Origin of the sequence: Paracoccus sp. IB05 (genome assembly GCF_016405985.1) — a bacterium.
GTDB lineage: Bacteria > Pseudomonadota > Alphaproteobacteria > Rhodobacterales > Rhodobacteraceae > Pseudogemmobacter.
Window position 1 is genome coordinate 1 of sequence record NZ_JAEFCF010000062.1, and the last position, 17,849, is coordinate 17,849.

The window sequence follows — 17,849 nt, forward strand, 5'->3', positions numbered from 1 at the left end:
GCGGGGGGCCTAAGGGGGGGGGCCGCCCCCCCGCACCCCCCGGAGTATTTAGGTCAGGAGGAAGGGGCATTGATGCTGGTTTTCTCAGATGGTGCTTTCGCGCGGCATCTGGTGCCTGAGGGGCATCCGGAGCGGCCGGAGCGGATGGCGGCTGTCGCGCGGGGCCTTGTCGGGCTTATGGTGGAGGAGCGGCCTGCGCCTTTGGTGGCTGAGGCGGAGCTTTTGCGCTGTCATCCGGCGGATTATGTCGCAAGGCTGAAGGCCGCCCTGCCGGCAACTGGGCTCAGAGCGATCGATGGCGATACCTGGCTCTCTCCGGGGTCATGGGAGGCCGGGCTTCGTGCCGTGGGTGGCGCCTGTGCAGCAGTTGATGCGGTGCTTGGCGGCGAGGCACGGGCGGCTTTTGTAGCGGCGCGCCCGCCGGGCCATCATGCGGAAGCGGCGGTTGCGATGGGGTTTTGCCTCTTTGGCACTGTGGCGATTGCGGCGAAGCGGGCGCTGGATCTGCATGGGCTCAGCCGCGTCGCGGTGCTGGATTTCGACGTGCATCACGGCAATGGCACGCAGGATCTGTTATGGGATGAGGCGCGGGTGCGCTTTGTCTCTTCGCAGCAGATGCCGCTTTTTCCGGGTACGGGATATGCGGATGAGCGCGGCGCGCATCAACAGATCACCAATCTGCCGCTCCGCCCCGGATCGGACGGGCGGGCGATGTGGGCGGCCTGGGCGCCGGAACTCGCGCGGCTTCGCGACTGGCAGCCTCAGCTGATCCTGCTCAGCGCCGGGTTTGACGCGCATATCGACGATCCGCTGGGGGGCCTCGGCTGGACGACGGCGGATTTCGCCCGGCTGACGCGCGCGATTGCCGATCTGGCGGTCGGCTGCGGTGCAGGGGTCGTATCCTGCCTCGAAGGGGGCTATGATCCGGGCGCGCTGGAAGATACTGTCCGCGCGCATGTGAGCGAGCTGAGCAGGACCCTCCGATGAGCCAGAAACCCGTTGCGGAAATGAGTTTTGAAGAAGCCATGGCGGCGCTGGAATCGGTGGTGGGCCAGCTGGAGCGCGGCGATGTCGCGCTGGAACAGTCGATCAGTCTTTACGAATTCGGCGACAGCCTGAAAAAGCACTGTGCCGCGAAACTCGCCGAGGCCGAGGCGCGCGTCGAGATGATCCGCGTCCAGGAAGGTCGCGCCACCGGCACCGCTCCGGCGGAGGGGCTGTGAGCTTTCCCGAGCTGTTGAAGGCTGATGCCAGCCGGGTGCAGCTCTGGCTGCGTGATACGCTGGCCGGGCGCGCCGATCTGCCGGTGATCGCAGCGATGCGCTATGCGCTGAAGGGCGGCAAAGGGTTGCGCGGTTTTCTGGTGCTGGAATCGGCGCGTCTTTTCGGGGTCGACCCGAAAGCTGCGCTGCCCGTCGCAGCCGCGGTCGAGGCCCTGCATGCCTATAGCCTGATCCATGACGATCTGCCCGCGATGGATGATGATGACCTGCGGCGCGGCTTGCCGACCGTACATGTGAAATGGGATGAGGCCACCGCGATCCTGGCCGGTGATGCCCTGCAGACCCTCGCATTTGAGGCGCTGACCGATCCGGTGATCGGAGCGGCAGAGCGGCGAATTGCGTTGGTTCAGGCCCTGGCAAAGGCCTCGGGCGCCGAAGGGATGGTTCTGGGTCAGGCGCTGGATATCGCCGCCGAGACCGCCGGTCGCACGCTGTCGCTGGCAGAGATCACAGCGCTCCAGGCTGGCAAGACCGGCGCGCTGATCGGCTTTTCGGCCAGTGCCGGGGCACTGATTGCTGGCGAAGACCCGGCGCCTTTGCGGGCCTATGCGGCGGCGCTTGGCCTTGCGTTCCAGATCCATGACGATGTCCTTGATGTCACGGGCGATGCCGGCATCACAGGCAAGCGCACGGGCAAAGATGAGGGGCGCGGCAAGGCCACTTTCGTCTCGCTTCTGGGGCTTGAACCGGCCCGTGCCCGCGCGTCCGGACTGATCCGCGAGGCCGAGGCCGCGCTTTCCCCCTATGGGGCGCGGGCCGAAAATCTTGTCGCCGCCGCCCGTTTCACCATATCAAGACAGGCCTGACCCCACAGGCCGCGCCGCTTCCCAGGAGCCTCCCCATGGCAGCATCCTCCACCATCCTCGACCGGGTGCATTTCCCGTCAGATATGAAGGCGCTTACTGATGCCGAATTGCGCCAGCTGGCCGATGAGGTACGGGCCGAGACGGTTGCGGCGGTCTCGGTGACCGGCGGCCATCTGGGCGCGGGGCTTGGCGTGGTCGAGCTGACCGTGGCACTGCACGCCGTGTTCGACACGCCGAAGGACAAGCTGATCTGGGATGTCGGCCATCAATGCTATCCGCATAAGATCCTGACCGGGCGGCGCGATCGGATCCGCACGCTTCGGATGGAGGGCGGGCTGTCGGGATTCACCAAACGCTCGGAAAGCCCCTATGACCCTTTCGGCGCGGCGCATAGCTCGACCTCGATCTCGGCGGCGCTTGGCTTTGCGATGGCGGCGGATCTCGGCGGTGATGCCGGCGATGCGATTGCGGTCATTGGCGATGGCTCGATGTCGGCAGGCATGGCCTTCGAGGCGATGAACAATGCAGGCGCGCTGAAAAAGCGGCTTTTCGTGGTGCTGAACGACAATGAGATGTCGATCGCGCCGCCGGTCGGAGCGCTCTCGGCCTATCTCAGCAAGCTTTACGCCGAAGCCCCGATGCAGGATCTGAAAGAGGTTGCAAAGGGCTTTGTCTCGCTGCTCCCGGGCCCACTGCAGGAAGGCGCGAAACGCGCGAAAGAAATGCTCAAGGGCATGGCGGTGGGGGGCACGCTGTTTGAGGCGCTTGGCTTTACCTATGTCGGGCCGATTGACGGCCATGATCTCGACCAGCTGCTGCCCGTCCTCAGGACGCTGAAGGCGCGCTCGCATGGGCCGGTCCTGCTGCATGTGCTGACGAAAAAGGGCAAAGGCTATGGCCCGGCTGAGAATGCGCCGGATCGGGGCCATGCACGGGCGAAATTCGACCTGGTGACCGGCGAGCAGAAAAAGACCCCCTCCAACGCGCCGTCCTATACGAAAGTCTTCGCCGAAAGCCTGATCCAGGAGGCCGAGCGCGACGAGAAGATCGTCGGTGTGACGGCGGCGATGCCGGATGGGACCGGGCTGGATCTGTTCGGGGCGCGCTTCCCACGCCGGCTGTTCGATGTGGGGATCGCCGAGCAACATGCGGTGACATTCGCCGCCGGGCTGGCGGCGGGGGGGATGAAGCCTTTCTGCGCGATCTATTCGACCTTCCTGCAACGCGGCTACGACCAGGTGGTGCATGATGTCGCGATCCAGCGGCTGCCGGTACGCTTTGCCATCGACCGCGCGGGGCTGGTCGGCGCCGATGGCGCGACCCATGCAGGATCTTTCGACGTGGCCTTCCTCGCGAACCTGCCGGGCATGGTGGTGATGGCCGCCGCAGATGAGGCCGAGCTGAAACATATGGTCGCCACGGCGGCGGCCTGGGATGAAAGCCCGATTGCCTTTCGCTATCCGCGGGGCGAGGGCATGGGCGTCGAGATGCCGGCGCGGGGCGAGGTGCTGGAGATCGGCCGCGCCCGGCTGCTGCAAGAGGGCAACCGGGTGGCGATCCTCTCCTTCGGGACGCGGCTTGCCGAGGTGCTGAAAGCCGCCGAAGCGCTGAGCGCGCGCGGCCTCGCACCAACCGTGGTGGATGCGCGCTTTGCCAAGCCGCTGGACCGCGATCTGATCCTGCGGCTGACCCGCAACCATGAAGCGCTGATCACGGTCGAAGAGGGCGCGGTGGGTGGCTTCGGCAGCCATGTGGCGCAGTTGCTGGCAGATGAAGGCGTGTTCGATGGCGGGCTGAAATACCGTTCGATGGTGCTGCCGGATATCTTCATCGACCAGGCCAGCCCCGAGGCAATGTACCGCGTCGCCGGGATGGATGCCGCCCGGATCGAGGCGAAAGTGCTCGAGGTGCTGGGCATTGCCAGCGCCAGAAACCGGGCCTGAGCGTCGCGCCCTGCACCCGTTTCCTTGCAAGGAAACGGACAAATTCCTGCAGAGGAATTTTGCCGAAATCTTTAAAGATTTCGGGTCACAGGCCCAGAGGTTTCAGCAATCCGTCAAACGGCACCCAGTCGTCAATCTCCAGCCGCACCACCAGGGTCAGCACCTTGAGGCGGAACGCCGGTGGCAACCGCGCCGCATCCTTCTCGGTCGTCACCAGCTGCGCGCCGAGCAGCATCGCCTCGGCCTCCAGCCGCGCGATCAGCGCGGGCGAGAGCTTCTGGTGATCATCCAGTGCCTCCGCCCTGACCAGCTCGGCCCCTTCGGCCCTGAGCGTCGCGAAGAATTTTTCCGGATTGCCGATGCCGGCAAAGGCGAGCACCCGCTCCTGCCGCCAGTCCATTCCCATTTGCAGCGGCACGAGCCGGCCCGACAGTCGGGGCAGATCACCCAGCTGCCGCCCCCAGTTCAGATTGAGCCGTGTCTGAGCCGCCGCATCGCCGATCGCAAGCACCGCATCCGCCCGCGCCAGCCCCGCCGCCACCGGCTCGCGCAATGGCCCCGCCGGGATGCAGAGCCCATTGCCAAAGCCCTGGCCCGCATCCACCACCACCAGCGACAGATCCTTCACCACCGCAGGATTCTGATGCCCGTCGTCGAGCAAGATTACTCCGGCACCATCCGCGACCGCCGCCTTGACCCCTTCGGCGCGGTCCTTCGCCACCCAGACCGGCGCGAAAGGCGCGATCAGCAGCGGCTCGTCCCCTGTCAGATCGGCGGTATGTCGGGTTGTGTCGACCCGTAAAGGGCCACTGGCTGATCCGCCATAGCCGCGCGTCACCACCTGGACCCGATGCCCCCGCGCAGCCAGATGCGCGATCAGCGCCATGACGGTCGGGGTCTTGCCGACGCCGCCCGCGTTCAGATTGCCGACGCAGATCACCGGCACCGGCGCGCGGTAGCCGCCCGCCTGCCGCAGCCGTCGCGCGGTCGCCGCCGCATAAATTGCGCCCAAAGGCTGCAGAAGCCGCGCCTTGAACCCCGGCGCGTCCGGCGGATTGTCCCAGAACCCCGGTGCGCGCATCAGATCCGCCCCTGCGCTTTCGCCGCCGCCAGCGCCCTGCGCAGATCGGCGAGCACGGCCTCGGTCACCTCGGCCCCGTCCGAGACCACGCCCCAGGCGGCCTGCGCCAGACGTGCCGTGCGGTCGGGCGCCAGAAGATCGCCAAGCGCCTCGCTCAGATCGCGGATCGAGGCCACCGCCCGCGCTGCCCGCGCCGCACCAAGCCGCCCGATCTGCGGACCAAACCCCCCCGGTCGCGGCCCATGCAGGATCGCCGAACCAAGTGCCGCCGGCTCCAGCGGGCTGGTCAAAAGCCCGGTGCCCGACAGGCCGCCGCCCAGATAGCTGACCGGCGCCAGCCTGTACCACAGACCAAGCTCGGCGGCATCATTCACGATATAGATCGCGGTCTCGGTCTCGGGCTCTTCTTCGTCACTGCGCGAGGCGGTGACCCAGCCCTGTTCTGCAAGTTCCCGCGCCAGCGGCGCGGCCCGGGCGGGATCTTCCGGCATCACGATCAGCAACAGCCGGTGCGCCAGCTGCATCGCATATTGCTGTGCCGCCAGCACCGCGCCCTCCTCAGAGCGCGGCACCCGCGCGCCGAACCAGACCGGCCGCGTCATCATCGCGGCCGCCAGATATTCCCGCTCTGCCTCGAGGCAGGGAAGCGCGAGCGAGCTTTCCTCCATCCGGCCCGCGCTGACCACCCGCGCAGGCGCGATCCCGGCGCGCCGCCAGGCCCGCATCGCGGCCTGGTCAATCGCATAGACCTGAGACAGGGCCGAAACCGAGCGCCGCATCGCGCCCGGGATCCAGCTTTCATGCCCGCGCAGAAACCAGGGATCGCTGGCATCCGCCATGATCAGCATCAGCTGCCGCTCGGCACATTCATGCAAAAGCGCCGGCCGGATCTCGCCTTCGGAAAACACAACCGCATCGGGGCGCCAATGGTCGAGAAAGTCGCGCACCGTCTGCGCGCCGTCTTCCGGAGCCTGGTCAAAGATCACACCCTTCGCCCGCGGGCCGCCGCTTTCGCCGGTCATCAGCACGGCGACGCCATCTTCTTCGATCAACCGCCGCGCCAGCTCGCGCATGGCCGAAAGCGACGCCTGGCCCGGCACATGCAACCAGATCAGCCCGCCCAGAGGGCGGGCCGGACGCTCTGCATGGCTGCGTCTCCGGCGACCCGTTGCCGGCCACCAGCCTCTTGACGGCGCGGTCGCCATGGGTCAGCCGGCCTGAGCCGCCGGCGCGGTCATCTCTTCGTCCCGCAGACGATGCAGATGCGCGATGAAATACCGGGTATGGGCGTCATCGACCGTGCGCTGCGCCTCGGCCTTCCAGGCGACATAGGCGCTGTCATAATCGGGGAACATGCCGACAATGTGGATCTTGTCCGCATCGCGGAACTGGGTCGAGTCCGGCGAGACCAGCTCGCCGCCAAACACCAGATGAAGTCTCTGCGCCATGGTATTCCTTCCCGTCAGCGGGCCCGTCAGCAGGGCGGTCCTTCAGCAGCGCCGGACCGCAGTCACCGGCCGGATGCCGCGCGCAGTCTACAGCGCCATGTCTGCGGGGAAAAGACGGCGGGCGGGCCAGTGGAAACTCTTACCTTGATATGAATGCCTTCCCCGATCACAATGCGTGCAAATGCCGGTAATCGGGCCGTTCCAGGAGAAGTAGTGATGGATCTTAGTAATATTTCAGGCACAAACGCCGTCCTGGTGGCGATTGCCGTCTTTGTCATCCTCTGCATTTTTCTGGGCGTCCGCATCGTTCCGCAATCGGAAAAACATGTGGTCGAACGCTTTGGGCGTCTGAAATCCGTATTGGGGCCGGGGATCAACTTCGTCGTGCCCTTCCTTGACCGCATCGCCCATCGCGTTTCGGTGCTGGAGCGTCAGTTGCCCACCGCCAGCCAGGACGCCATCACCGCCGATAACGTGCTGGTCAAGGTGGAAACCTCGGTCTTCTACCGCGTGACCGAACCGGAAAAGACCGTCTACCGGATTCGCGATATCGACGGCGCCATCGCCACCACCGTCGCAGGCATCGTGCGTTCGGAAATCGGCAAGCTGGAGCTTGACCAGGTGCAATCGAACCGCAGCCAGCTGATCGAGCGGGTGCGCGAGCAGGTTGCCGCCATGGTCGATGACTGGGGCGTCGAAGTGACCCGGGCCGAGATCCTTGACGTCAATCTTGATGACGCGACGCGCTCGGCGATGTTGCAACAGCTGAACGCGGAGCGCGCGCGGCGCGCGCAGGTGACCGAGGCCGAGGGCAAGAAACGCGCAGTCGAACTGCAGGCCGATGCCGAGCTCTACCAGGCGGAACAGCAGGCGAAAGCCAAGCGCGTCACCGCCGAGGCAGAGGCCTTCGCGACCTCGGTGATCGCCGCCGCCATCGCCGAGAATGGCATCTCTGCGGCGCAGTATCAGGTGGCGCTGAAACAGGTCGAGGCGCTGGAAGCCGTGGCCAAAGGCCAGGGCAAGCAGACCATCCTGATCCCGGCCCAGGCGCTTGAGGCCTTCGGGAATGCGTTCAACATGCTTAAGGCCAGGTGATGGATCAGATCTGGAGCACCTGGTGGAGCTGGATCGTGCTGGGCCTGGCGCTCGGCATGGTCGAAGTGATCGTGCCCGGCTATATTTTCGTAGGCTTTGCGGTCGGCGCGGCGCTGACCGGGCTGGTCGTGCTGGTCGGGATCCCCGCCGGGCTGCCGATGCTCCTTGCGATTTTCGCGGTGCTGTCGCTGATTTCCTGGCTGGTGATCCGCCGGCTGCTGGGCACCCGCGACGGCCAGGTGAAGATCTGGGACCGTGACATCAACGACAATCCGTAAGCCGGTCATGGCCGGGTTCAACGGCGCCAAAGCCGCGTTTTTTCACCTGAACGGTGGTGAAGCGCGGCTTTTGACTTATCTGCGCGATGACTTCCCGCATCTGCCCTGGCCGGGCCACTGGGATCTGCCCGGCGGTGGGCGCGAAGGCGAGGAGACCGCCGAATCCTGTCTGCTGCGCGAGCTCCGGGAGGAATTCGGCCTTACCCTCCCCGCCGCGCGACTGCTGCACCGGGCTGAATTTCCGCCCATGACCGGCGGCGCACTGCCGGGGGTCTTTTTCGCAACAGGGATCACCACAACAGAAATCGCCGCGATCCGCTTCGGCAGCGAAGGCCAATGCTGGGAGATGATGCGGCTCACCGACTATCTCAGCCACCCCCGCGCCATCCCGGCACTATGCGCGCGGCTGCGCCATGTCGCGCCTCTGTTTGGCATAAGGCCTTAGCAGAGCCGTCAGACGCCAAGCCCGCGCATGAAGCCATGATGCAAGGCAGGTGGTGCTGCGACAACGCCATCGCTTTGCGGCACCCTGCGGTTGAACACCAGCTCCGCGCCGTGGCGGTCGGTAACCCTGCAGCCAGCCGCCGCCGCGATCAGGCTTCCTGCCGCCGCATCCCATTCCCAGGTCTGGCGCAGCGTCAGCATGGCATCCGCCCGCCCCTCGGCCGCCAGACAGAGCCGGTAGGCCAGTGACGAGCGGAACACCCGATTCACCTCCGGGATGCCGCCCGGCCATTGCGCCGGGTCAAGATTGACGCGGTTGGTCATCACGCTGGCCCCGGTGAGATCCTCGCGCGAAGACGCCCGGATCTCGCGGCCATTGCACAAAGCCGGCCCGCCAAGCCGCGCGCTATAGGTCAGATCGCGGGCCGGCAGATGCACCACCCCCGCCACGACGATCCCGCCCCGCACAAGCGCCAGCGACAGCGCGAATTCCTTCTCTCCGGCGAGGAAGGCGCGGGTGCCGTCAATCGGGTCAACGATAAAGACATCCTCATGCCTCAGCCTTTCGAGGTCATCCGGGGTTTCCTCGGAGAGCCAGCCGTAAGAGGGCCGCGCCGCCATCAGCGTCTCGCGCAGGCTGCGGTCAACTGCGAGATCGGCCTCGGAAACCGGGCCGGCATCATCGGGTTTTTCCCAGGCTTCGGGCGCGCGCCGCCAGTAGATCAGCGCAATCGGCCCCGCCGCCCGGGCGGCGCGCTCCAGCAGATCGAGATCTTCGGCATCCCGAGCACGCCCCGAATCACGCACCGGATCACGCACCGGCAATGGTCATTCCGTCGATCAGGATCGAAGGCACCCGGATCGCCAGATGCGGGCGCGCATCATTGGCCTGGACGATCCGCCGCAGCATGTCGCGCAGATTGCCCGCGATGGTGCATTCATGGACCGGATGCGAGAGACGGCCCTTCTCGACCCACCAGCCCGAAGCCCCGCGCGAGTAATCGCCCGTGGTCGGGTTGATGGTCGAGCCGATCAGCGAGGTGACCAGCAGCCCCGTCCCCATTTGCGCGATCAGATCATCGCGGCTGGCGGTGCCCGGCGTCAGTTCCAGATTGGTCGTGCCCGGCGAGGGCGGCGCCGAAGGCCCGCGCATCGCATTGGCGGTCGGGCGCAGTTTCAGCCGCCGTGCAGTGGCGAGGTCGAGCACCCAGCTTGTCAGCACCCCATCCGCCACGAAATCCTTTGCCGAGGTCGCCAGCCCTTCGGCGTCAAAAATCCGCGAGGATGATCCGCGTTTGCGCAGCGGGTCTTCGCGCAGGCTGACCCCCGCCGGCAGCACCGGCTGCTCCAGCAGGTCGCGCGCCCAGGAGGCGCCGCGCGCCACCGCCTCGCCATTGATCGCGCCCAGCAGATGGCCGATCAGCGAAGAGGCGATCCGCTCGTCATACAGAACCGGGAACGTGCCGGTCGGCGGCTTGACTGCGCCAAGCCGTTGCAGCGCCCGTTCTGCCGCAAGCCTGCCGATCCCGGCGCCATCGGGCAGATCAATGGCCCAGGGGCGGGCTTCTCCGGCGTAATCGCGCTCCATCGCGGTGCCAGAGCCGCAAAAGGCCACGACCGACCGGCTGTGACCGCTGCGCCCGTAACCGCCGGCAAAGCCGTTCGACTGCGCAAGATGCAGGGCGCGGCGCGAAAAGGTGGCCGAGGCTTCGGCCTGGGTGATGCCGTCTGCTTCAAGCGCGGCCGCTTCAAGCCCGCGCGCTGCTGTCTCCAGCGCCGCCGCATCCGGGTCGGCACCGCCATCTTCCAGTTCGAGCCCCGAGGACTCGCGCAGCTGCGCCAGATCGTCGGGGTCGGCCAGGCCGATCGCCGCATCTTCTGGCGCCTCACGCGCCATCGCAACGGCGCGTTCCGCCAGCGCTGCAATCGTCACTGCGGAAATATCAGAGGCCGACACACAGGCCTGGCGCTGGCCGATCAGCACCCGAAGCCCGATATCGGTGCCTTCGGCGCGTTCGGCCTGTTCCAGCTGGCCCTGACGGGTATCGACCGAAAGCGCCGTGCCGCGCACCGCAAGCGCATCGGCCTGGTCGGCCCCGGCGGCGCGGGCGGCTTTCAGAAGATCATGGGTCAGTTCGGCAAGATCGGGCGCGGACATGCGTTATCCTTTGTGGGGCAAGGCAGAGGTAATCTGCCCCGCCCCCTGGCGCAAGGGCTGGCCCCGGCGCGGCGGCAGGGCAAACCCCGGCGGTTTCAGCGGATTTTGATCCCGTTGAGGAACAGGCCCTTCTCGCGGAAATCGACCTCGGTATGCAGCGTATCCGGCGCTTCACCGGCACGGCCCACCATCAGAAGGGCGGCCCGCGCGCCCTGGACATCTTCGGCGGTGATCTGACCGGCCTTCGCCATCAGGTCGATCAGCCCATAAGCGCCCGTGGTCAGAATCGAGACACGGCCCGAGGGCAGCGGCAGTCCGTCAAAAGTCACCAGATCCGAGAAATCAAAGCCCAGCCCGCCCTGACCGGTCGACAAAACTCCAAGGCCCGCAAGTTTCATCTCGTTGATCTTAAAGCTGAACTCGGAAAAGGGCTGGCCGGCGTCGACCGGAGTCCAGCCGGGTTTCAGCATCTCTGGCTGCACCCCGTAACGGCCGCCCAGATCCAGCGCCAGGGTCAGCGGCTCATGCGGCAGCTCGGTGCCATTGCTGATCAGATGCCACATCTCATCCGACATGGTGATGTCACGCATCACATAGGCCGCCGACCAGTCCTGCGGTTTGGTCAGCCCGTTCAGGCCGGCCTCGAGGCCGATCCGGTATTCTCCGATCCCGTAGCTCATGCTGTCAGCCGGGAAATCGGGAATATCGCCGGTCAGCAGGAACTGCGTCCCCTTCAGCACCGTGGAATAGCCGATCTTCGTCGCATCAACCCCAAGCGCGAGATCCAGCGTGGCAAAGCCGATATCCCAGGTCGTCGGCGTGGTCGCGGTTCCGGCGGTGATTTCGGTCACGTCACCGGTGAACTCCGCATCCCCCAGCGAAAGGCTGACCTTGCCGCGCATCCCTGCATCAAGCAGCGCGAGCCAGGCCGCGACCGGGAAATTCCCGCCCGCCATCGCCGCCTCTGCCTCCTGGAGCGCCGGTGAATTGACCGGCATTGCGCCGGAAAAGCCCGCCGAGGATTTCCCCAGCCGGGCCGCCATCTCAGCACTGCCCGAGGCGTTTTTGCCGACCGCAACCCGGGCATTGAGCGTGTCAAAAGACACCGCCGCATCAATCAGCGGCACATCCGTCGCAAGATCCTGCAGATAGCGCAGGACAAAGCTGTCCAGCACGACACTGGCGGTCACCGCGCCTGCCTCGGGCGGGATCGCCGGCACGAACCGGTCAAGTGTCAGCGTCATCGTCGGCGCCGCCGCCTGGAATTCGGCGCGCTCGCCCAGCCCCTGCACCACAAGGTTCAGATCCGGCGCATCGACGGTGATGAACACCTTCTCTGGCCCGTTCTCTGGCCCGGAGTCCGCCCCGGGCGCATCGGCAGGCGCGTCGGGCAGCTCGAACATCAGCGGGAAGCGGTCGGGCAGGATCACTGCCACCGAACCATCGGCCTGGTTGACCAGCTTCATCACCTCAAGCTGCAGCATCCCCGCCTCATCGCCCATATCGAGGCGCAGATCCTGGAGCACGAGCTGGTTGCCCTCGCGGCTTTCGCTGGCGCTGAGCGTGCCGCCCGCCAGAGCGACACCATCCTGCCAGGCCGCCCACAGCTCCTGAGCGGTCACGCCCTGGGCCCAGGCCGCCGGCGGAAGGGCGGTCATCACGACCAGGGAACCGGCAAGGGCGGCAGAGTTGCGCAACAAAGAGGACATGTCAGGAGATTCCAAAAGACGAAGAGAGTGTTCCGGAGGACGGGCCCCCGGGCGGCGAAACGGGTTACAAAAGTTGCTGGCCGTTGACGAAAAGGCCCTTGTTGCGGAACTCGATTTCAGTCGTCAGCTGATCGGGGCCGGCGCCCGGGCGGGTGAACATGGCCATCCCCATCCGGATGCCCGTCAGGTCGTTGGCGCTGACAATCCCAAGGGCCACCAGCTTGTCGAGAAGCGCTGACACCCCCGCCAGATTGACCGTGATCCTGCCATCGGGCGCCGGAAAACCCTGGAAGGTCGTGGTATCGGTATTGTCGAAGCTCAGCGCGCCCGCGGCGTCAAGCTGCGCGCCAAGCAGCTTTGCCAGCCCCTGTTTCAGGTCGATCTGGTCGATGCGGGCCGGCGACACGCTGGCGGAAGGATCCGCCGTCAGGTCCGGCGCGAAGATATCCTGCAGCCAGGCCCCCTTGCCGGTCAGGTCCACGATCAGCGTCGCCGGGTCGCGCGACAGTTGCGAGGTCGGGTCCGCAAGGCCCCAGACATAGTCCGAGACAGTTACGTCGACGAGGCGGCTCAGAAAGCTGAAATCGCTCGACAACCCGTCATTTGCGAGCGGTATCCCCATTCGCAGTGTCACCTCGGTAAAGGCCGTCGCCACATCGGTCAGCCCTTCGGCCGGCGCCTCCATCCGGACATCGCCGCCCAGCAGCGAAACGCCCCAGTCAAAGCGCGCACCGTCAAACAGCAGGCCCAGATCACCGCCATCAAGCTTTGCGGTAAAGCCGCTGGTGGCCCCATCGGTCACCTCGACCTGCGCCGTCAGCGCCCCGAATTCCGTCTGACTGTCAAAGGCCAGCCCTTCTGCCAGGGCCGCCCTGATGTCGGTCAGTCTATCGGCCGGCAGCAAGGCGCCGCTGAAGGCCGTTTTCAGGCGCGCAAGGGTGATGGTTCCGGAAAACCGGGACCCAGCCTCTTCCGCCCCGCCCGCTTCTGCCCAGCCCGTCTCCTTGCCCGAGACATTCAGGGTCATCGGCCCCAGAACCATTTCGGACCGGACCGAGGCAGGTTCGCCATCTTCCTGTACCAGCTGGTATTTGCCGGACATCTGTTCGCCGGTCAGCAGCCCCTGAACATCCTGAAGATCGCCCGCTTCATCGCGCAATTCGGTCAGCTTCGCCTCGAACCCGGCGATGGTATAATTATAGGTGATCGCATCCACCGTGCCCGACGCGATCGTTTCGGCCCCGGTCTGGCGGATCTCGGCCTTAAGTACCGGGCCGTCTGCCGCGCTGTCTTTCACCATATATTCAACACGGATCACATCTGACATGGTCACCGCAACGGTGCCGTCACTGCGCCCGGTCAGGGTCAGCCGGTCGGCCTGCATCTGTACATGTGCAGGCCCCCCGGGATCGCCTGCGCGGGTCTCGAGGCCGGTGATCACCAGCGCCTCGCCCTCACGGGCCTCAGAGGCGGCGGTGACAGACCCGCCCCCCACCGCGACGCTGGCTTTCCAGCTGTCCCAGACCTCTTCGGGAGTCAGTGCCCAGGCCGCCTGAGACGGAAGAACAAGCGCCAGCACAGTTGCCGCAGAAATAGTCCAGCGCTTCATCCTCAACCCCGATGTGGAAAATCACTGCCATATCGTCGGTCCTGGCCCGGGGCGCGTCAAGTGGAGGTTGACATAGCTTGACTGCGATTCGATTGACATTTTCGACAGTCAGGCAAAGCAGACAGCCAGGGATAAGCGTGATGATTGCAACCGAAGACCAGGGCGCGCTGCGGATCATCCGCCTGAGCCGCGCCGACAAGGCCAATGCGCTGACCCGTGAGATGCTGGACGCCGTGGCGCTGGCCGCAGAAACCGCCTGGGCGGCGGGCGTGAAGGCCCTGGTCCTGACCGGCGAGGGGCGGGTCTTTTCCGCCGGTGCCGATCTTGAGGCGATGGGCCAGGGGCTGGGGCGTGATCCGGCCTGGGAACGGGCGTCGGGCGCGATTGCCGCTTTCCCCGGCCTGTCGGTTGCGGCGCTGAACGGCACGCTGGCGGGCGGCGCCTTTGGCATTACGCTGGCCTGTGATCTGCGCATTGCCGTGCCTGGGGCGAATTTCTTCTACCCGGTGATGCGGCTTGGCCATCTGCCGCAGCCCTCAGACCCCGGGCGCCTGATCGCGCTGATCGGCCCGGCCCGGGCGCGGATGATCCTGATGGCCGGGGCGAAAATCGGCGCGGAAGAGGCGCTGTCCTGGGGGCTGATCGACCGCATCACCCCGGCGGAAAACCTGATGGAGACAGCCGCTGACCTTGCGAAAGACGCGCTTGCCGCACCAGCCGGTCATCTTGAGACCATCGCCCGTATGACGCGCTGAAAAGCCTCAGCGCCCCTCGGCCTGGTCGGTCACCTCCGACGGATAGGACACGCTGGTGATCTCGCCAAGGATCGCCAGCGCCCCGGTGATCAGTGCCCGGATTCCGTCGCGATGTTCGGGATCGATCCCCTCCGCGCCCTCGGCCCCGGAGCTGCCAGGCTGCAGCCGGTCAGACTGAAGGCGCCCAGACTGAAGGCGCTCTGCCGGAGAGCCACGCGCGGGCAGAACCGTATCGGCCACCGCCACGCAGTGAAAGGCGATGGTCAGCATCAGCCAGCGCGCCTGGGCAAAGCTCAGCCCGCGCGTCCCGGCCAGCTCCTGCTGATGCGCCACGATCTTTTCCGTCATTTCGCGCGTGATCATATCGCCCCGCAAAAGCCAGGGCGCAATTCCGGGATGGGCCTCGACCAGGCCCCAGATCGAAGTCGCGAAATCCCAGAGCCATGAGGCCAGCGGCACCTCGGGGCCCGGGCGTGGAAACTCCCATCGCAGAAAGGCGGCCTCGGCCACAAGGCTGCGCAGATCCGCAAGGCCCCGCACATGTTTGTACAGGCCCATATGGCTGACCCCGAGCCGCGCCGCGACCCCCACGACCGTCAGATCATTCAGCCCGATGGCGATGCCCGCATCGGCGATCCTGTCGCGGGTGATGGTTGCCGGTCGGCCCCTGGCGGGCGGGGATGGGCTGAGACTCATGGCTTTCCCTTTTGCGGCGGCTCGGGCTTCCGGCAGTGCTGAAGCTTTGGGAGCGTAACGCATAATCATAATTTATCCAATATATTCTATAGCTTGTCGCAAGGTGTCGCGAGAAGTTGACGGTTTTGGTCAATTAGCTTATAGGGCTGCAACTAATTTTAGTTTATCATCATGCAACTAAATGCCGCAGGGACGATGACCATGAACCAGCCCGACCCACATTCTGACGTGCATTCCCGGCCCATCGGGCGCATCGCCCCCCTTTCGCCCCGACACCGCCAGAGCAGCAGATCGTTGCTGCTGACGTCCATGCTGGCCGGGTTCGCGCTTTTGCCGGTGTCTGGCCTGCCCGCCGCCGCCCAGGCCGTGACCGAAGACGAAGAGGCCGCAAAGCAAGACGGCGCAGTCGCGCTTGGCACCATCATCCTGCAAGGCGGCGGCACGCCCACGCCCTATGCCGGAGGTCAGGTGGCCACCGGCAGCGCGGTGGGCCTTCTGGGCAATAAGGACGTGCTCGATACGCCTTACAGCACCATCGCCTATACCGAAGACTTTGTGCAGAACCGCGAGGCCCAGGATGTCGGCGCGGTGATTGGCGCGACCGACCCTTCGGTCTATGTCCCCAACAAACGCAATATTTTCGAGACCTATACGATCCGGGGCTTTTCCGGATCGGCCGATGATCTGACCTTCGGCGGGCTGATCGGCATGGCCCCCAATATGCGCGGCACAACCGAGATGGCCGAGCGGGTGGAAGTGCTGAAAGGCCCTTCGACCTTCCTCTACGGCATGCCCCCGGGCGGCAGTGTCGGCGGCGCGGTGGCGTTGCAACCCAAACGCGCGGGTGATGAGCCCCTGACCCGCCTCACCACGACCTACAGCTCTGACAGCCTTTACGGAGTTCACGCCGATATCGGCCGCCGCTTTGGCGCGAACAAAGAATGGGGCGTAAGGGTCAATGCGGTCTCGCGCGATGGCGACACGGCGGTCGATGGCGAGAAGCACGGGATGAATATGGGCGCGCTCGCGCTGGACTGGCGGGGCGAGCGCGCCCGGGTCTCGCTGGATTATTACAATATCCGCGAGAAGATGCGGGGCATCAACTATTTCGGCGTCTCGGCCGGGGCCGCCGTCACCGTGCTGCCCGAGCCGCGCGACGGCTCCAACACCCTCGCCGCGCCCTGGTCGTTCAACACCAATTCGACCGAGACCGTCCTCCTGCGCAGCGAGTTCGATCTGACGGACAGCATCACCGCCTGGGCAGCCTATGGCCATAAATCGGGCGGCTATGACGCGCTGATCACCTCGAGCCAGATCACCAGCAATGCCGGCGCGCTTTCGGTCAGCGGCGTGCGGTCGCAACGTCAGGGCAGCCAGGATTCCGGTGAGGCCGGGATCCGCGGCAGCTTTGTCACCGGATCGGTCGGCCATGACTGGGTGGTGACCGCGACCAGCTACGATTCCTCGAACACCTTCAAGGATCGCCGTTTCGCGGTCAGTTCGGTCACCAATATCCAGAACCCCGACTGGGGTCCCGCGCCGGATCTGACCGCCTATAATGCCAGCGGCCCGACCTCGATCATGGACCTGAAGCTGACCAGCCTCGGCCTGTCGGATACGCTGAAATTCATGGATGACCGGCTGCAGGTGACGCTGGGTCTGCGCTATCAGACGGTGAAAAGCGCGAGCACCGCGATCAGTGCCACGGGCGTCCACACTCCGGGTGCACGCTACGATTCCAGCAAGACCTCGCCCGCCATCGCCTTTGTCTGGAAGGCCAGCGATCAGCTGTCCTTTTACGGCAACTATATCGAGGGGCTGAGCGCCGGTCAGGCCGCGCCTGCCACCGCCCTGAATGCGGGCGAGGTGCTGCCGCCCTATCAGACCAGACAGGTCGAGATCGGTGCAAAATGGGATCTGGGCCGCCTGACCACCACGGTTGCGCTGTTCCAGATCGAAAAGCCCAGCGCCTATCTTGATCCGGTCACGCTGATCTATGGCACCTTTGGCGAGCAGCGCAATCGCGGGATCGAGCTGAATGCGTTCGGCGAGGTCGAGGACGGGCTGCGGCTCATCGGCGGGGTATCCTACACCGATGCCAAAGTGACGAAAGCCAGCACCGCGGCCACCACCGGCAAGACTGCGGCGGGCACGCCTGCGGTCATGGCCAAGCTCGGGGTGGAATATGACCTGCCCTCGCTTCCCGGCCTGACGCTGAACGCCAATGTGAACCACACCGGCAAGCGGTATGCCAATAATACCAACACGCTGTCGCTGCCTTCGTTCACGGTGCTCGATATCGGCGCGCGCTATGAGACCGAAGTGCGGGGCAACCCGCTGACGCTGCGCGCCACGGTGCAAAACGTCACAAACGAGGCCTATTGGGCCGGCGGCAGCCTCGCGGGCGGCTATGGCGCACCGCGCACGGTTCTGCTGTCGGCGTCGGTCGATTTCTGACCGGGCCAGTCCTGACCACTCCGCCCCCGCAACCGCCTCCGGGCATTGCGGGGGCCCTCCATTCCGTCCCCCCATCGGCCTGACCAG

Annotated in this window: 17 protein-coding genes; 9 read left to right on the forward strand and 8 right to left on the reverse strand. The window is 65.8% G+C overall.

What is annotated here, in order from left to right; translation table 11 throughout:
* The first annotated feature begins 72 nt into the window (after window positions 1-72).
* Genes JC607_RS23955 through dxs form a run of 4 tightly spaced genes read left to right on the forward strand, consistent with a single transcriptional unit; the run spans window position 73 to window position 4,032 of the window.
* Window positions 73-987, forward strand: a complete 915-nt coding sequence (locus JC607_RS23955) for a histone deacetylase family protein (RefSeq protein ID WP_198839230.1) — start codon at window positions 73-75, stop codon at window positions 985-987.
* Complete coding sequence (locus JC607_RS23960; protein ID WP_092899778.1) at window positions 984-1,223, forward strand: exodeoxyribonuclease VII small subunit; 240 nt, start codon at window positions 984-986, stop codon at window positions 1,221-1,223. The genes JC607_RS23955 and JC607_RS23960 overlap by 4 nt, the downstream gene beginning before the upstream one ends.
* Entirely contained in the window at window positions 1,220-2,089 is an 870-nt protein-coding gene (locus tag JC607_RS23965) for a farnesyl diphosphate synthase (RefSeq protein ID WP_198839231.1), read from the forward strand. Before JC607_RS23960 ends, JC607_RS23965 begins: the two co-directional genes overlap by 4 nt.
* Before the next feature lie 35 nt (window positions 2,090-2,124).
* Entirely contained in the window at window positions 2,125-4,032 is a 1,908-nt protein-coding gene (gene dxs / locus JC607_RS23970) for a 1-deoxy-D-xylulose-5-phosphate synthase (protein ID WP_198839232.1), read from the forward strand.
* 85 nt (window positions 4,033-4,117) lie between these two features.
* Here the strand turns inward: dxs and lpxK are convergent, their stop codons facing one another.
* The 3 genes from lpxK to JC607_RS23985 are packed head-to-tail and all read right to left on the reverse strand — an operon-like array spanning window position 4,118 to window position 6,561.
* Window positions 4,118-5,113 carry a tetraacyldisaccharide 4'-kinase gene (lpxK, locus tag JC607_RS23975; RefSeq protein ID WP_198839233.1) on the reverse strand — a complete coding sequence of 332 codons (996 nt, stop codon included), beginning with the start codon at window positions 5,111-5,113 and terminating at the stop codon, window positions 4,118-4,120.
* A complete protein-coding gene (locus JC607_RS23980; protein WP_198839234.1) occupies window positions 5,113-6,318 on the reverse strand; it encodes a 3-deoxy-D-manno-octulosonic acid transferase in 1,206 nt (401 codons plus the stop codon). The genes lpxK and JC607_RS23980 overlap by 1 nt, the downstream gene beginning before the upstream one ends.
* 3 nt (window positions 6,319-6,321) lie before the next feature.
* Window positions 6,322-6,561, reverse strand: a complete 240-nt coding sequence (locus tag JC607_RS23985) for a DUF4170 domain-containing protein (RefSeq protein ID WP_198839235.1) — start codon at window positions 6,559-6,561, stop codon at window positions 6,322-6,324.
* 216 nt (window positions 6,562-6,777) lie between these two features.
* On the opposite strand from JC607_RS23985, the gene JC607_RS23990 reads away from it, so the two are divergent.
* The 3 genes from JC607_RS23990 to JC607_RS24000 are packed head-to-tail and all read left to right on the forward strand — an operon-like array spanning window position 6,778 to window position 8,379.
* Window positions 6,778-7,656: an SPFH domain-containing protein gene (locus JC607_RS23990; protein WP_198839236.1), complete on the forward strand. Its 879-nt coding sequence runs from the start codon at window positions 6,778-6,780 to the stop codon at window positions 7,654-7,656.
* The gene (locus JC607_RS23995; RefSeq protein ID WP_092899789.1) at window positions 7,656-7,934 is read left to right on the forward strand and encodes an NfeD family protein; all 279 of its coding nucleotides are present in this window, start codon (window positions 7,656-7,658) and stop codon (window positions 7,932-7,934) included. Before JC607_RS23990 ends, JC607_RS23995 begins: the two co-directional genes overlap by 1 nt.
* Window positions 7,912-8,379 (forward strand): NUDIX domain-containing protein, encoded by a 468-nt coding sequence (locus tag JC607_RS24000; RefSeq protein WP_370584937.1) that lies wholly within the window; start codon window positions 7,912-7,914, stop codon window positions 8,377-8,379. The genes JC607_RS23995 and JC607_RS24000 overlap by 23 nt, the downstream gene beginning before the upstream one ends.
* 8 nt (window positions 8,380-8,387) lie before the next feature.
* Here JC607_RS24000 and JC607_RS24005 read toward each other — a convergent pair whose 3' ends face one another.
* The 4 genes from JC607_RS24005 to JC607_RS24020 all read right to left on the reverse strand — a co-directional run bounded on the left by JC607_RS24005 (window position 8,388) and on the right by JC607_RS24020 (window position 13,854).
* On the reverse strand, window positions 8,388-9,203 hold the full coding sequence (locus tag JC607_RS24005; RefSeq protein WP_370584938.1) for a 3'(2'),5'-bisphosphate nucleotidase CysQ: 816 nt from the start codon (window positions 9,201-9,203) through the stop codon (window positions 8,388-8,390).
* Window positions 9,190-10,536, reverse strand: a complete 1,347-nt coding sequence (locus JC607_RS24010; protein ID WP_198839237.1) for a TldD/PmbA family protein — start codon at window positions 10,534-10,536, stop codon at window positions 9,190-9,192. Before JC607_RS24010 ends, JC607_RS24005 begins: the two co-directional genes overlap by 14 nt.
* Window positions 10,537-10,631: 95 nt before the next feature.
* Complete coding sequence (locus JC607_RS24015; protein WP_198839238.1) at window positions 10,632-12,245, reverse strand: DUF2125 domain-containing protein; 1,614 nt, start codon at window positions 12,243-12,245, stop codon at window positions 10,632-10,634.
* A 64-nt stretch (window positions 12,246-12,309) separates the two neighbouring features.
* Window positions 12,310-13,854 (reverse strand): DUF2125 domain-containing protein, encoded by a 1,545-nt coding sequence (locus JC607_RS24020; RefSeq protein ID WP_198839239.1) that lies wholly within the window; start codon window positions 13,852-13,854, stop codon window positions 12,310-12,312.
* A 140-nt stretch (window positions 13,855-13,994) separates the two neighbouring features.
* On the opposite strand from JC607_RS24020, the gene JC607_RS24025 reads away from it, so the two are divergent.
* A complete protein-coding gene (locus tag JC607_RS24025; RefSeq protein WP_198839240.1) occupies window positions 13,995-14,609 on the forward strand; it encodes an enoyl-CoA hydratase/isomerase family protein in 615 nt (204 codons plus the stop codon).
* A 6-nt stretch (window positions 14,610-14,615) separates the two neighbouring features.
* On the opposite strand, the gene JC607_RS24030 is transcribed toward JC607_RS24025, so the two are convergent.
* Window positions 14,616-15,305 carry a TetR/AcrR family transcriptional regulator gene (locus JC607_RS24030; protein WP_198839241.1) on the reverse strand — a complete coding sequence of 230 codons (690 nt, stop codon included), beginning with the start codon at window positions 15,303-15,305 and terminating at the stop codon, window positions 14,616-14,618.
* Between the two features lie 294 nt (window positions 15,306-15,599).
* Between JC607_RS24030 and JC607_RS24035 the strand changes: the two genes are divergently transcribed.
* The gene (locus JC607_RS24035; RefSeq protein ID WP_233093128.1) at window positions 15,600-17,762 is read left to right on the forward strand and encodes a TonB-dependent siderophore receptor; all 2,163 of its coding nucleotides are present in this window, start codon (window positions 15,600-15,602) and stop codon (window positions 17,760-17,762) included.
* Window positions 17,763-17,849: the final 87 nt, after the last annotated feature.

Excerpts from the sequence above, each read along its gene's own strand:
- JC607_RS23955 (WP_198839230.1), top strand. The coding sequence starts at position 73 with ATGCTGGTTTTCTCAGATGGTGCTTTCGCGCGGCATCTGGTGCCTGAG.
- JC607_RS23960 (WP_092899778.1), top strand. The coding sequence starts at position 984 with ATGAGCCAGAAACCCGTTGCGGAAATGAGTTTTGAAGAAGCCATGGCG.
- dxs (WP_198839232.1), top strand. The coding sequence starts at position 2,125 with ATGGCAGCATCCTCCACCATCCTCGACCGGGTGCATTTCCCGTCAGAT.
- lpxK (WP_198839233.1), bottom strand. The coding sequence starts at position 5,113 with ATGCGCGCACCGGGGTTCTGGGACAATCCGCCGGACGCGCCGGGGTTC.
- JC607_RS23980 (WP_198839234.1), bottom strand. The coding sequence starts at position 6,318 with ATGGCGACCGCGCCGTCAAGAGGCTGGTGGCCGGCAACGGGTCGCCGG.
- JC607_RS23985 (WP_198839235.1), bottom strand. The coding sequence starts at position 6,561 with ATGGCGCAGAGACTTCATCTGGTGTTTGGCGGCGAGCTGGTCTCGCCG.
- JC607_RS23990 (WP_198839236.1), top strand. The coding sequence starts at position 6,778 with ATGGATCTTAGTAATATTTCAGGCACAAACGCCGTCCTGGTGGCGATT.
- JC607_RS23995 (WP_092899789.1), top strand. The coding sequence starts at position 7,656 with ATGGATCAGATCTGGAGCACCTGGTGGAGCTGGATCGTGCTGGGCCTG.
- JC607_RS24010 (WP_198839237.1), bottom strand. The coding sequence starts at position 10,536 with ATGTCCGCGCCCGATCTTGCCGAACTGACCCATGATCTTCTGAAAGCC.
- JC607_RS24015 (WP_198839238.1), bottom strand. The coding sequence starts at position 12,245 with ATGTCCTCTTTGTTGCGCAACTCTGCCGCCCTTGCCGGTTCCCTGGTC.
- JC607_RS24020 (WP_198839239.1), bottom strand. The coding sequence starts at position 13,854 with ATGAAGCGCTGGACTATTTCTGCGGCAACTGTGCTGGCGCTTGTTCTT.
- JC607_RS24025 (WP_198839240.1), top strand. The coding sequence starts at position 13,995 with ATGATTGCAACCGAAGACCAGGGCGCGCTGCGGATCATCCGCCTGAGC.
- JC607_RS24030 (WP_198839241.1), bottom strand. The coding sequence starts at position 15,305 with ATGAGTCTCAGCCCATCCCCGCCCGCCAGGGGCCGACCGGCAACCATC.